The organism is Comamonas sp. HJ-2 (genome assembly GCF_053615495.1).
In genome coordinates this window covers 1-12,551 of the sequence record NZ_JBSIFD010000003.1, presented here as the reverse complement: position 1 = coordinate 12,551, position 12,551 = coordinate 1, and the positions used below count along the sequence as shown (strand labels likewise).

Annotated in this window: 10 protein-coding genes; 9 read left to right on the top strand and 1 reads right to left on the bottom strand. The window is 61.5% G+C overall.

Going from position 1 to position 12,551, the window contains the following annotated elements:
• Window positions 1-70: 70 nt before the first annotated feature.
• A complete protein-coding gene (locus ACWGXF_RS03505; protein ID WP_256629066.1) occupies window positions 71-583 on the top strand; it encodes an LPS-assembly lipoprotein LptE in 513 nt (170 codons plus the stop codon).
• A gap of 150 nt (window positions 584-733) precedes the next feature.
• Window positions 734-1,780: a DNA polymerase III subunit delta gene (holA, locus tag ACWGXF_RS03500; RefSeq protein ID WP_004340437.1), complete on the top strand. Its 1,047-nt coding sequence runs from the start codon at window positions 734-736 to the stop codon at window positions 1,778-1,780.
• An 8-nt stretch (window positions 1,781-1,788) separates the two neighbouring features.
• Here the strand turns inward: holA and ACWGXF_RS03495 are convergent, their stop codons facing one another.
• A complete protein-coding gene (locus tag ACWGXF_RS03495) occupies window positions 1,789-2,097 on the bottom strand; it encodes a hypothetical protein (RefSeq protein ID WP_012840194.1) in 309 nt (102 codons plus the stop codon).
• Between the two features lie 107 nt (window positions 2,098-2,204).
• On the opposite strand from ACWGXF_RS03495, the gene ACWGXF_RS03490 reads away from it, so the two are divergent.
• The 7 genes from ACWGXF_RS03490 to gshB all read left to right on the top strand — a co-directional run bounded on the left by ACWGXF_RS03490 (window position 2,205) and on the right by gshB (window position 12,169).
• Window positions 2,205-3,485, top strand: coding sequence for a glutamate-5-semialdehyde dehydrogenase (locus tag ACWGXF_RS03490; protein ID WP_039050276.1), 1,281 nt, complete (start codon window positions 2,205-2,207; stop codon window positions 3,483-3,485).
• Between the two features lie 81 nt (window positions 3,486-3,566).
• On the top strand, window positions 3,567-5,027 hold the full coding sequence (trkA, locus tag ACWGXF_RS03485; RefSeq protein WP_004340446.1) for a Trk system potassium transporter TrkA: 1,461 nt from the start codon (window positions 3,567-3,569) through the stop codon (window positions 5,025-5,027).
• A 9-nt stretch (window positions 5,028-5,036) separates the two neighbouring features.
• Window positions 5,037-6,503 (top strand): TrkH family potassium uptake protein, encoded by a 1,467-nt coding sequence (locus ACWGXF_RS03480; RefSeq protein WP_039050275.1) that lies wholly within the window; start codon window positions 5,037-5,039, stop codon window positions 6,501-6,503.
• Between the two features lie 78 nt (window positions 6,504-6,581).
• The gene (gshA, locus tag ACWGXF_RS03475) at window positions 6,582-7,877 is read left to right on the top strand and encodes a glutamate--cysteine ligase (protein ID WP_004340452.1); all 1,296 of its coding nucleotides are present in this window, start codon (window positions 6,582-6,584) and stop codon (window positions 7,875-7,877) included.
• Window positions 7,878-7,956: 79 nt separating this feature from the next.
• Entirely contained in the window at window positions 7,957-9,825 is a 1,869-nt protein-coding gene (locus ACWGXF_RS03470; RefSeq protein WP_004340454.1) for a potassium transporter Kup, read from the top strand.
• A 138-nt stretch (window positions 9,826-9,963) separates the two neighbouring features.
• A complete protein-coding gene (locus ACWGXF_RS03465; protein WP_256629060.1) occupies window positions 9,964-11,142 on the top strand; it encodes a benzoate/H(+) symporter BenE family transporter in 1,179 nt (392 codons plus the stop codon).
• Between the two features lie 79 nt (window positions 11,143-11,221).
• Window positions 11,222-12,169, top strand: a complete 948-nt coding sequence (gene gshB / locus ACWGXF_RS03460) for a glutathione synthase (RefSeq protein WP_256629059.1) — start codon at window positions 11,222-11,224, stop codon at window positions 12,167-12,169.
• Window positions 12,170-12,551: the final 382 nt, after the last annotated feature.

Here is a 12,551-nt window from a genome sequence, read left to right as displayed (position 1 = left end):
GGCTCTTGTTCTGTATTTCTGGAGCAGGAGGCGATGCTCGCAGCAGGGCTTGAAGATTAGAGGACAGTTGATGCAAAAACGTACGCTGCTGGCCGCCATGGCCTTGACGCCTTTGCTGGGTGCCTGCGGCTTTCGCCTGCGCGGAGCGCCGAATTTTGTGTTTCGCTCCATTTACGTGCAGGCGGGGCGTGGTGCGCCCGTGGGCACTTTGCTGCGTCGCAGTCTGGAGTCGGTCAGCGATCAATTGACCGTGATCAAGGACCCGGCTTCGCCCGATACTGCCGAAGTGATCTGCCAGATCATCAGCGAGCAGGCTCAGCGCGTGATCATTGGTTCCAATGTGGCTGGTCAGGTGCGTGAAATCGAGCTGCGCCTGCTTGTGCGCTTCTCGCTGCGCACGCCCGGCGGCGACGGGCTGATCGAGCCGGTCGAAATTCGCCAGATCCGCAACGTGACCTATAACGAAACCAATGCCTTGTCCAAAGCTGCAGAAGAGGAAATGCTGAACAAGGACATGCGCAACGACATCGTCCAGCAGATCATTCGCCGCCTCGGCGCAGTGAAGAGCCTACAGGTGTCATAAGCCATTGCCTGAGTGGCTGCGTGGCGGGGCGGCGCTTGTGCCGTTCCCGAGAGGAGGTCGAGAGTCTCCAGCGTTGGCTCGATAAATCTGATAGCTGCTGATGCTTGAATTCAGGGCGTTTCAGATACTTTTTATAGAAAACTTTTCTCCATGCAGCTTGCGCTGAACCAGCTTCCCTCCCATCTGGCCAAGGGCTTGCGCTCGCTCTATGTGCTGCATGGCGACGAGCCCTTGCAGCAGCAGGAAGCGGCCGACGCGATCCGTGCCGCGGCGCGCGCTCAGGGCTATACCGAGCGCAGCAGCTACACCGTCATGGGCGCGCACTTTGACTGGAGCGGCGTGCTGGCGGCCGGCGGCAGCCTGAGCCTGTTTGCGGACAAGCAGATTCTGGAAATTCGCATTCCCAGCGGTAAACCCGGCAAGGACGGCAGTGCTGCGCTGCAGCAACTGGCCAGCAGCGCCCAGGGCAACGACAGCACGCTGACCCTGATCAGTCTGCCGCGCCTGGACAAGGCCACCAGGACCGGGGCCTGGTTTGGGGCGCTGGACGGCAACGGCGTTTCCATCCAGATCGATCCCGTGGAGCGCGGCGCGCTGCCGCACTGGATTGCACAGCGTCTGGCGTTGCAGAACCAGCGTGTGGCTGCCGGTGAAGAGGGCCAGCGCACGCTGCAGTTCTTTGCCGACCGAGTGGAAGGTAATCTGCTGGCAGCGCACCAGGAAATTCAGAAGCTGGCCCTGCTCCACCCCGAGGGCGAGCTGAGTCTGGCGCAGGTGGAGCAGGCGGTGCTCAATGTGGCGCGCTACGACGTGTTCAAGCTGTCCGAGGCCGTGCTTTCGGGCCAGGTGGCGCGCAGCATGCGCATGCTGGACGGCCTGCAGGCCGAAGGCGAGGCCGAGGTGCTGGTGCATTGGGCGCTGGCCGAGGACATTCGAAACATCAAGCGGGTCAAGGACGCCATGGCGGGCGGCAAGCCCCTGCCCATGGCACTGCGCGAGAACCGCATCTGGGGCCCCAAGGAGAGACTGATGGAACGGCTGCTGCCGCGTGTCAGCGATGCACGCGCGGCCGAACTGCTCCAGGCTGCCCATGCCGTGGACGGCATTGTCAAAGGTTTGCCCAGCGCGGGCTGGCCGCGCGACAGCTGGCAGGCCCTGCGGCAACTGGCCATGCAGCTGGCCCAGGCCGGGCGCTGATTTGCGGCTCAGCCGGGATTGGCGGCTAGCTGGGTTTGGGCCTTGTCGGCCCATAGGCGCAGATTGTCCAGCAGGTCCTTCTGGCTGAAGGAGCAGCTTTCCTCGGTGAACAGCGCGCTGGATTCGAGCCGGTCCAGCAGGTTGAGCAGCACCTCGCCATAGCGTGGTGGCAGTGCCTCAAGCAATGTGGTCGCGGCGCGTGCCTGCTGGCCCAGGGCGCTGGCGCTGATCTGCGAGTGGGCGAGCTGCTCGAATCCGCTGCGCAGCTGCTGGAGCTGGCGGGCGCTTTCCTGCAGCGCTGTGGTGTTGTGGCTCATAAGTCTCCTTGCGATTCAGAGGCTGAGTGTAGGTGTCAGCAGGGCCATAAACCCCCTCGTGCTCGGGCTTGTCTGCGCAACTTGCTTATCTCGGCGAAAATCACGCCATGAACGCGCTCAATACCGTCGAATACATGCACAACCTTGGTGTACAGGCAAAATCCGCCTCTGCACTGATGGCGCGTGCGTCTGCAGCTACTAAAAACAAAGCACTCAAGGCGCTGGCCCGTCTGCTGCGCGAGAACGTCGAGCCGCTGCAGATCGACAATGCTCGTGATCTGGAGCGCGCCGTGGCCAATGGCCTGTCGGCACCCATGGTCGACAGGCTGCGTCTGACGCCCAAGGTGCTGGAGACTTGTGCCGAAGGTTGCGAGCAACTCGCCTCCATGCCCGATGTGATCGGCGAGATCAGCGGCCTCAAGCAGATGCCCAGCGGTATCCGCGTGGGTCAGATGCGTGTGCCCCTGGGCGTGTTCGGCATGATTTATGAAAGCCGCCCGAATGTGACCATCGAAGCGGCCAGCCTCTCGATCAAGAGCGGCAATGCCTGCATTTTGCGCGGCGGCTCGGAGGCGATCGACTCCAACAAGGCGCTGGCCAGGCTGGTGGCCCAGGCGCTGGCCGAGGCCGGCCTGCCCGAAGACGGCGTCAAGCTGGTGGAGACCACCGACCGCGATGCCGTGGGTCAGCTCATTGCCATGCCCGACTATGTGGACGTCATCATCCCCCGGGGCGGCAAGGGCCTGATCGAGCGCATCAGCCGCGAGGCCAAGGTGCCCGTCATCAAGCATCTGGACGGCAATTGCCACACCTATGTGGATGACCCCTGCGACATCGCCATGGCCGTAAAGGTGGCCGACAACGCCAAGACCAACAAGTACAGCCCCTGCAACGCCAGCGAAAGCCTGCTGGTGGCACGCGCCGTGGCTGCAGACTTCCTGCCCAGGATCGGTGCCGTCTATGCCGCCAAGGGCGTGGAGATGCGCTGCGATGCCGAGGCGCTGGCCATTTTGCAGACTGTCAAGGATGCCAAGCTGGCCCAGGCGGTGGAGCAGGACTGGTACGAGGAATACCTGGCGCCCATCATCAGCGTGAAGCTGGTGGACGGTGTGGACGAGGCCATTGCCCACATCAACAAGTACTCCAGCCACCATACGGAGTCGATTCTGACGACCAATCACCTGCACGCACAGAAATTCCTGCGCGAGGTCGATTCGGCCAGCGTCATGGTCAATACCAGCACCCGCTTTGCCGATGGCTTCGAGTTCGGACTCGGTGCCGAGATCGGCATCAGCACCGACAAGTTCCATGCGCGCGGGCCGGTAGGTATCGAAGGCCTGACTTCGCTCAAATACGTGGTCCTGGGCGACGGCGAAGTCCGTTCCTGAGATCCACCCGCCGACGAGGGCTGTTTGCGGCCCTCATCGGTCTGAATTGATGCCGCAGCTTGGATCCCTTTCCATAACACCATGAAAATCATTATTCTGGGTGCCGGGCGCGTAGGCCAGAGTGTGGCCGAAAGTCTGGTGTCCGAGCAAAACGGAATCACCGTCATCGACACGGATGCGCGAGCATTGCGTGAGCTGGAGTCGCGCTTCGACCTGCGCGGCGTGGTCGGCAACGGCATCGATCCCCAGGTGCTGGCCGAGGCGGGCGCCAAGGATACCGACCTGCTGATCGCCTGCGCCTCCATGGACGAGACCAACCTGGTCTGCTGCAAGATTGCCCAGGCCGTGTTCGACATTCCGACCCGCATTGCGCGGGTGCGCTCGTCCAGCTTTGCGGTGGATGATCCGGTGCTGGGCAAGGAGGGTTTTGCGGTCGATCGCATCATCTGTCCCGAGGAATCGGTCACCAATTACATCCGCAAGCTCATCGAATACCCGGAAGCCATGCAGGTGCGCGCCTTTGCGGGCGGTCGGGCCGCTCTGGCCTCGGTGCGCGCACGCGCCGGCGCGCCTGCCGTGGGCCTGCAGATTGCCCAGGTGCGAGAGCGCATGCCCGAGCTGGCCATGCGCATCGTCGCGATCTACCGCCGCTTCATGGACGAGCCAGACCGGTTCGTGCGCTGCGACGGGGCCACGCGCATAGAGCCCGGCGACGAAGTCTTCATGCTGGCCGCGACCGAGCATGTGTCCGAGGCTCTCAAGGCCATCAACCTGCCCGAAGGCCGCCCGAGCCGGCCGGTGTTCCGCATCATGATTGCGGGCGGAGGCCAGGTCAGCCTGCGGCTGGCCAGGAAGCTGGCGCAGACGCCCGGGCGCTTTCACGTCAAGATCATCGAGTCCAACGCCCAGCAATGCCTGAGCCTGTCGTCGGTGCTGCCTGCCGAAGTGCTGGTGCTGGAGGGGGATGCCACCGACGAGGCCCTGCTGGAGGAAGAGGGCATCGAGGAGGTGGATCTGTTTCTCGCGCTGACGGACGATGACGAGGACAACATCATGTCCAGCCTGCTGGCCAAGCGCATGGGCGCACGCCGTGTTCTGTCGCTGATCAATCGCCGCGCCTATGCCGACCTGATGCACGGCACGCAGATCGATATTGCGCTGTCGCCGGCGCAGGCCATGCTGGGCGAGTTCCTGGCCTACGTGCGCCGCGGCGATGTGCAAGCAGTGCACAGCCTGCGCCGCGGCGTTGCCGAGGCACTGGAGATCGTGGCGCGCGGCGACCGCAAGAGCTCGCGTGTGGTGGGGCGCAAGGTGGAAGAGCTGCGCCTGCCCGAGGAGGTGCATATCGGTCTCATCGTGCGCGGCATTCCAGAAGGCAAGACCTGCGAGGAAGTGGCGGGGGCGGCACTGGAGACCGAGGTCATCATTCCGCGCAGCCATACCGTGATCGAATCCGGCGACCATGTGGTGTTCTTCCTGCCCAACAAGCGGCTGGTGCGCAACGTGGAAAACCTGTTCCGCGTCAGCGCCACCTTTTTCTAAGCTGCGCTCATGAAAGATCTGCTCCCTGTCCTGCGTGTGCTGGGCATGCTGATGATTATGTTTGCCGGCGCCATGCTGCTGCCCTTTGGCATCTCCTGGTTCACGCAGGATGGCATCTGGCGTATCTATCCCTGGTCGATCGGACTGACGGTTGGCGTGGGCCTGTTGCTGTGGGGGGGTCTGCACCGCCACAAGCAGGATCTGCAACCGCGTCATGGCGTGATTCTGGTGACCCTGGTCTGGGTGGTGCTGCCGCTGTGCGCCATGGTGCCGCTGATGATGGGGCTGAACCGGGTGGGCATCTCCATCAGTCTCACCCATGCCTACTTCGAAGCCGTATCGGGCCTGACGACGACCGGGGCCACGGTGCTCAGTGGTCTCGATAAGCTGCCGGTGTCCATCAATGTCTGGCGTACTTTCATGCAATGGATGGGCGGCATGGGGATTCTGATTCTGGCCGTGGCCGTGTTGCCACTGCTGGGTGTCGGCGGCGCTCAGCTTTTCAGGGCGGAAGCTGCAGGTCCCGTCAAGGACACCAAGCTCACGCCGCGTATTACCGAGACGGCCAAAGGCCTGTGGGGTGTGTACGCGCTGTTCTCCATTGGCTGTTTTCTGACCTTCTGGGCCTGCGGCATGCAGCCGCTGGATGCGCTGATGCATATGTTCGCCACGGTGAGCCTGGGCGGGCTGTCGTCGCACGATGCCAGCTTCGCCTATTTCAACTCGCCGCTGCTGGAGGCCGCGGCCTTGCTGTTCATGTTGCTGGCCAGTTGCAACTTTGCGCTGTACTTCGTGGCCATGCGCAAGGGGCGCATCGATAGTTTCATGCGCGACCCCGAAATGCGCGCCACGATCGGCGTGCTGCTGGGTTCGGGCCTGCTGGTGGCGCTGCTGCTCTGGGTCAAGGGGGTCTATGGGCCGCTCGATGCCTTGCGCAACGGCATGTTCCACACGGTCTCGGTCGCCACGACCACCGGGTTTTCCACCACGGACTATCTGTCCTGGCCGGTGTTCATTCCCGTTCTGTTGTTGCTGCTGTCGGGGGTGGCCACCAGCGCGGGCTCGACCGGCGGCGGCATCAAGATGGTGCGCATGCTGATTCTGGTCAAGCAGGCCAGGCGCGAGATGACGCGTCTGGTGCATCCGCGCGCCGTGCAGCCGGTGCGGCTGGGCGATGCGGTGGTAGATAACCCGATGATTTTTTCGGTGCTGGCCTACATGCTGGTTTACGGTGCCACCGTCATTGTGCTGAGCATGGTGTTGCTGCTGACCGATCTCGACCCTCTGACCGCCTTCTCTGCCGTGCTGGCCAGCGTGCACTGCATGGGGCCGGGCCTGGGGGCCGTTGGGCCCGCATCCAACTACACGGTGTTGACGGATTTCCAGATCTGGGTGTGTACTCTGGGCATGCTGTTGGGGCGGCTCGAGATACTGAGTTTCATGGCTTTGCTGTCACCGGCGTTCTGGCGTCGTTGAAACAAAGACTGGGGAAAACACCTATCTCATGCTTCAATCTCTACAATTGCCCCCCACCATCGTCTCCTGAGGGTATTTATGGTTCCACATCTCGTCACGGCTTTGACCGGCCCCATTAACGAACTTGAGCAGCGCATTCTCGACTCCATGCCTGCCATTGAGCGTTGGTTCCGCCTGGAATGGATGGAGCACACGCCGCCGTTCTACTGTTCGGTGGATATTCGTAATGCGGGTTTCAAGCTGGCACCGGTGGATACCAACCTGTTTCCAGGCGGCTGGAACAACCTGACCGATGAAATGCTGCCACTGGCTGTCCAGGCTGCGATGGCTGCCATCGAAAAGATATGCCCCGAGGCGCGCAATCTGCTCATCATTCCCGAGAACCACACACGCAACACCCACTATCTGGCCAGCGTGCTGCAGCTCAAGCGCATCTTCAGCATGGCGGGTCTCAATGTGCGCATCGGCTCCATCAGCCCCGAGATCAAGAAGACGCTGTCCATCACGCTGCCCCTGGGCGACGAGATCAAGCTGGAGCCGGTGATCCGCAGCAAGCGCCGTCTGGGCCTCAAGGATTTCGACCCTTGCACCATTTTGCTCAACAACGACCTCTCCACCGGCGTGCCCGGCATCATCGAGGAGCTGTACGAGCAATACCTGCTGCCGCCGCTGCATGCAGGCTGGAATGTGCGCCGCAAGAGCCGTCACTTCCAGAGCTACGAGGAAGTCGGCAAGCGCTTCGGCAAGCTGCTGGGCATCGACCCCTGGCTGATCAACCCCTTGTTCGGTCATGTGGAGAACATCGACTTTGCCGAAGGCACGGGCATGGAGGCCCTGGCCGAGCAGGTGGACGTGATCCTCTCCAAGGTGCGCCGCAAGTACAAGGAATATGGCATCAAGGAAAAGCCGTTTGCCGTGGTCAAGGCCGACAACGGCACTTATGGCATGGGCGTGATGACCGTGCGCGACGCCAAGGAGCTGGCTGCGCTGCCGCGCAAGAGCCGCAACAAGATGGGCGTCATCAAGGACGGCCAGACCGTGCATGACGTCATCGTGCAGGAGGGCGTGCTGACCTATGAGCGCATGCACAACGCCGTGGCCGAGCCTGTGGTCTACATGATGGATCGTTACGTGGTGGGAGGTTTCTACCGCATGCACCCCGAACGCGGCGAGGACGAGAACCTCAATGCCCCCGGTGCGGGCTACGTGCCCCTGGCTTTCCAGCAGAGCAACCACCTGCCTCAGGCCAGCGCGCGTCCGGGCGCCAGCGCACCCAACCGCTTCTATATGTATGGCGTGATAGCACGTTTGGCCATGTTGGCGGCCAGCTACGAGTTGGAAGCCACTAATCCCGACGCAGAAATCTACGACTGATTTCGCAGGCGCTGAGGACAGCGCACAATGCCGACAATTTGATCACTTGGTGACTGCCTTACGAGTCGCTTCCTGAATCGTGCAAAATTCGAAATCCTCGCTAGGCGCCCTGACCCTGGGCGCGATCGGTGTCGTCTACGGAGACATCGGAACCAGTGTTTTGTACTCGGTCAAGGAGGTTTTCGGCTCAGGCTATGTGCCGTTCACGCCGGACAACGTCTATGGCGTGCTCTCGGTACTGTTCTGGACGCTCACGGTCATCGTCTCCCTCAAGTACGTGACCCTGGTGCTGCGCGCCGACAACAACGGCGAGGGCGGGCTGGTGGCCATGCTGGCCCTGGCCTCCCAGACGGTCAAGGACAGGCCGCGACTGTCCGGCACGTTGTTTCTGGTGGGTATGTTCGGCACCTCGCTCTTCTATGGCGATGGTGTTATCACTCCGGCGATTTCCGTGCTCTCGGCGGTTGAGGGCCTGGAAGTCATCTCGCCGCATTTCACCAAGGCCGTGATTCCGCTGACACTGGTGATTCTGTTTCTGCTGTTCTTCGTGCAAAAGCGCGGCACCGCAGGCATAGGCAAGTTCTTTGGCCCTGTCACCGTGACCTGGTTTGTCTGTATCGCCCTGCTGGGCGTGCACCAGATCATGGGGCATCCGGAAATCCTGGCGGCACTCAGCCCGCATTACGCGGTCCGCTTCATCTGGAACAGCCCGGGCATCAGCTTCATCATTCTGGGCTCGGTCGTGCTCTGTGTGACGGGTGCCGAGGCGCTGTACGCCGATCTCGGGCACTTCGGCAAGAAGCCTATCCGCCTGGCCTGGTTCAGCGTTGCCATGCCGGCGCTGACCTTGAATTACTTCGGTCAGGGCGCTTTGCTGCTGGCCAATCCCGAGGCAGTCAAGAACCCGTTTTTCATGATGGCACCCAGCTGGGCGCTGCTGCCGCTGGTCATCATGGCCACCATGGCCACGGTGATCGCCTCGCAGGCGCTGATCACGGGAGCCTTCAGCGTGACGCGTCAGGTCATTCAGTTGGGCTACTTCCCACGTTTTGAGGTACGCCACACCAGTGTGAAGGAGACCGGCCAGATCTATATGCCCCTGGTCAACTGGGGCCTGTTTGTGGCGATTGCGCTGGCTGTTCTGCTGTTTCGCAATAGCGGCAATCTGGCGGCGGCCTACGGTATTGCGGTGACGCTGGACATGCTGATCACCACCATGCTGACCTTCTTTGTCATCCGCTATCGCTGGAACTATTCGCTGGCCTTGTGCCTGCTGGCGACGGGCTTCTTCTTCGTGGTGGATCTGGCTTTCTTCGCCTCGAATCTGCTCAAGCTGTTTGAAGGCGGCTGGTTCCCGCTGCTGATCGGTGGCACGGTCTTTACCCTGATGATGACCTGGCGCCGAGGGCGCGAGCTGCTGCATCAGAAGTTGCAGGCGGATGCGCTGGATCTGCGTCAGTTTCTGGAGTCCACCTGGCGTCATCCGCCCACGCGCGTTCCCGGTACGGCGGTTTTCCTCTCGGGGGAGCCCGGCACCGTGCCGCATGCGCTGCTCCATAACCTCAAGCACAACAAAGTGCTGCATGAGCGCAATCTCTTTGTGACGGTGCGCAACCACGAAGTGCCCTGGGTCGGGATGGACAAGCGGGTGGAGGCAGAGTCGCTGGGCGGCGACTGCTGGGAAGTCATCATCCACTACGGCTTCAAGAACGAGCCCGATGTGCCTGCGGCGCTGGCGCAGCTGCGTACCCAGGGCTGCAAGCTGGACTCCATGTCCACCAGCTATTTCCTGTCGCGTGATGTGATCATCCCGCGCATGAACAACTCCATGGCGCACTGGCGCGAAAAGCTGTTTGCGCAGATGCACAAGAACGCGAGCCGGGTGGCTGATTTCCTGCACCTGCCGAGCAACTCGGTAGTGGAGCTGGGCTCCAAGATCGAGCTGTAAATACTTTGAGTCAAATAGGCCTTTGGCTCTTTATCAGCAAGCGCTGATAGCTATTGATTTTGATGTGATGATGGGCTTCGTCATTCGCGCTTACGCGGAGTGCATCATTTTGGGTGGGGCTGGTGCCAGAATGCACGGATGCGCTTTTTCAAAGACTTGAGCCCTGCCGCCGTGGCCGCAGGCTTTGTGGCCGTGCTTGTGGGCTTTACCAGTTCGGTGGCCCTGGTGTTTCAGGCAGCGCAGGCGTTTCATGCCACGCCTGAGCAGATTACTTCCTGGATTTGGGCGCTGGGCCTGGGCATGGGTCTGTGCTCGCTGGTCCCGTCGCTGATTCTGCGCATGCCGGTCATGGTGGCCTGGTCCACCCCAGGGGCGGCGGTGCTGGCGACCGCCGGGCTGGCGGGCGGTTTCTCCATGGGGGAGGCGATCGGCGCCTTTATTGTCAGCGCGGCACTCATCATTCTGGTGGGGGTGACCGGCTGGTTCGAGCGCATCATGAACCGCATCCCCATGGAAATCGCGTCGGCCCTGCTGGCCGGCGTGCTGGCCAAGTTCGGCATGCAGGCTTTCTCTGCGGCCGAGACCAATCTGTCCCTGGTGCTGGTCATGCTGCTTGCCTATCTGCTTTCGCGGCGTATGGCGCCTCGCTATGCGGTCATCATCACCCTGCTGGCCGGAACCGCCTGGGCGGCGCTGAGCGGGCAGATGCAGTGGTCGGCCGTGCATGGCGGGCTGGCCATGCCGGTCTATACGGCTCCCGAGTTCTCGCTGCAGGCGCTCATCAGCCTGGCGTTGCCCCTGTTTGTCGTGACCATGGCTTCGCAGAATCTGCCGGGAGTGGCGGTGATACGTGCCACAGGCTATCCGATACCCGTCTCCAGGGTCATCAGCATGACGGGCGTGGCGACCTTGCTGCTGGCGCCGTTTGGCGGTTATGCCCTCAACCTCAGCGCCATCACGGCGGCGATCTGCATGGGAGGCGAGGCGCATGAGGATAGGGACAAGCGCTATACCGCTGCTGCCGTTTGCGGACTGCTATATATTTTGATAGGTGTCTTTGGTGCGGTGGTCACCGGTCTGCTGACGGCCTTTCCCAAGGAGCTGGTGGCCTGCATCGCCGGACTGGCCCTGCTGGGCTCCATAGGCGGCGGCATGGCGACGGCCTTCAAGGAGGAAAAGCACCGAGAGGCAGCGCTCATCACCTTTCTGGTCACGCTCAGCGGCGTTGTCATCGCAGGGGTGGGCTCAGCCTTCTGGGGTGTGGTTGCAGGCAGCCTGGCCCTGCTTGTCCAGAGCCTGCGTGCGCGCAGGACCTGAGTATCTGCCGTCATATTGTGGTGTTTTGCCCGGCTGGGCATGATGCCGGTATCTACCTCTACCGCTAGAGTTTTTCACCATGCAAATACTGTTTGTTGCCGATCCGCTGGAATCCTTTGTCATCTACAAGGACTCCACCTTTGCCATGATGCGTGAGGCTCAGCGCCGAGGTCACCAGATCGTGGCCTGCGAGCCCCGCCATATCTCCTGGCAAAGCGGCGGCAAGGTCATGGCGCAGGTGCGCCATATCAGCCTGACCGGGGAGCAAGACCGCTGGTTCGAGGAGACGCGAAGCGCTTTGACGGCACTGGCAGATTTTGATGCCATCGTCATGCGCAAGGATCCGCCCTTCGATTCCGAGTTCTTCTACGCCACGCACATGCTCGGTCAGGCCGAGCGTGAGGGCGCCAAGGTCTTCAACAAACCCAGCGCACTGCGCGAGCATCCCGAAAAGCTCGCCATCATGGAGTTTGCACAGTTCATCTCGCCGACACTGGTCACGCGCAGCGCCCAGGACATCCGTGCTTTTCATGCAGAGCACAAGGACATCATCCTCAAGCCGCTGGACGGCATGGGGGGGATGGGTATCTTCCGAGTCGGCGAAGACGGCCGCAATTTAGGCAGCATCATCGAAACCCTGAATCAGGGCGGCTCCACCAGCGTCATGGTGCAGAAGTTCCTGCCCGACATCGTTCATGGCGACAAGCGGGTGCTCATCATCGGCGGCAAGCCCGTGCCGTTCTGCCTGGCACGCATTCCGCAGGGCAATGAGGTGCGCGGCAATCTGGCGGCTGGCGGCAAGGGGGTTGCCCAGGCATTGGCGCAGCAGGACAAGGCAATTGCCGAGTTCATTGGGGGGCGTTTGGTGCAGCGTGGCCTGCTATTGATCGGACTGGATGTGATTGGTCACAACGTCACCGAGATCAATGTGACCAGTCCCACCTGCTTCCAGGAGATCTTTGATCAGACCGGCTGCGATGTGGCAGCACTGTTTGTTGATGCACTGGAGCAGGCAGCTAGCGCCTGAGAAGCGACAAAGAACCCCGGCAGGCAAGGCCTGCCGGGGTTCTTTGTCTGGATGTCCGTGTGGATGTTGCCTGGCCTGCCAAAATCTGTGTACAATGCAAGGCTTCACTGAGCGAAATGCAAATTTTTGCTAGCCGATCCGAAAGAAATCAGGCGGCAAAGTTGTGATAGAATTCAAGGCTTCGCTGATCGCAGCAAGCAACGAGATTCAAGATCGGGTTTTCCGGTTTTGCACTCGGTTCCTTAAAAAAATACAGCCGATAAGCGTGGGCGTTTGAGGGCAGGCAGCCAGTTCTTCGGAACAAGCTCTTCGGAGTTATCAAACGCTCACAAAAACAGTAATGAGGAAGAATTAATTCTTCTTGATTCCGTCAAGTGAGTGA

Excerpts from the sequence above, each read along its gene's own strand:
- ACWGXF_RS03495 (WP_012840194.1), bottom strand. The coding sequence starts at position 2,097 with ATGAGCCACAACACCACAGCGCTGCAGGAAAGCGCCCGCCAGCTCCAG.
- holA (WP_004340437.1), top strand. The coding sequence starts at position 734 with ATGCAGCTTGCGCTGAACCAGCTTCCCTCCCATCTGGCCAAGGGCTTG.
- ACWGXF_RS03490 (WP_039050276.1), top strand. The coding sequence starts at position 2,205 with ATGAACGCGCTCAATACCGTCGAATACATGCACAACCTTGGTGTACAG.
- ACWGXF_RS03465 (WP_256629060.1), top strand. The coding sequence starts at position 9,964 with ATGCGCTTTTTCAAAGACTTGAGCCCTGCCGCCGTGGCCGCAGGCTTT.
- gshA (WP_004340452.1), top strand. The coding sequence starts at position 6,582 with ATGGTTCCACATCTCGTCACGGCTTTGACCGGCCCCATTAACGAACTT.
- trkA (WP_004340446.1), top strand. The coding sequence starts at position 3,567 with ATGAAAATCATTATTCTGGGTGCCGGGCGCGTAGGCCAGAGTGTGGCC.
- gshB (WP_256629059.1), top strand. The coding sequence starts at position 11,222 with ATGCAAATACTGTTTGTTGCCGATCCGCTGGAATCCTTTGTCATCTAC.
- ACWGXF_RS03480 (WP_039050275.1), top strand. The coding sequence starts at position 5,037 with ATGAAAGATCTGCTCCCTGTCCTGCGTGTGCTGGGCATGCTGATGATT.
- ACWGXF_RS03505 (WP_256629066.1), top strand. The coding sequence starts at position 71 with ATGCAAAAACGTACGCTGCTGGCCGCCATGGCCTTGACGCCTTTGCTG.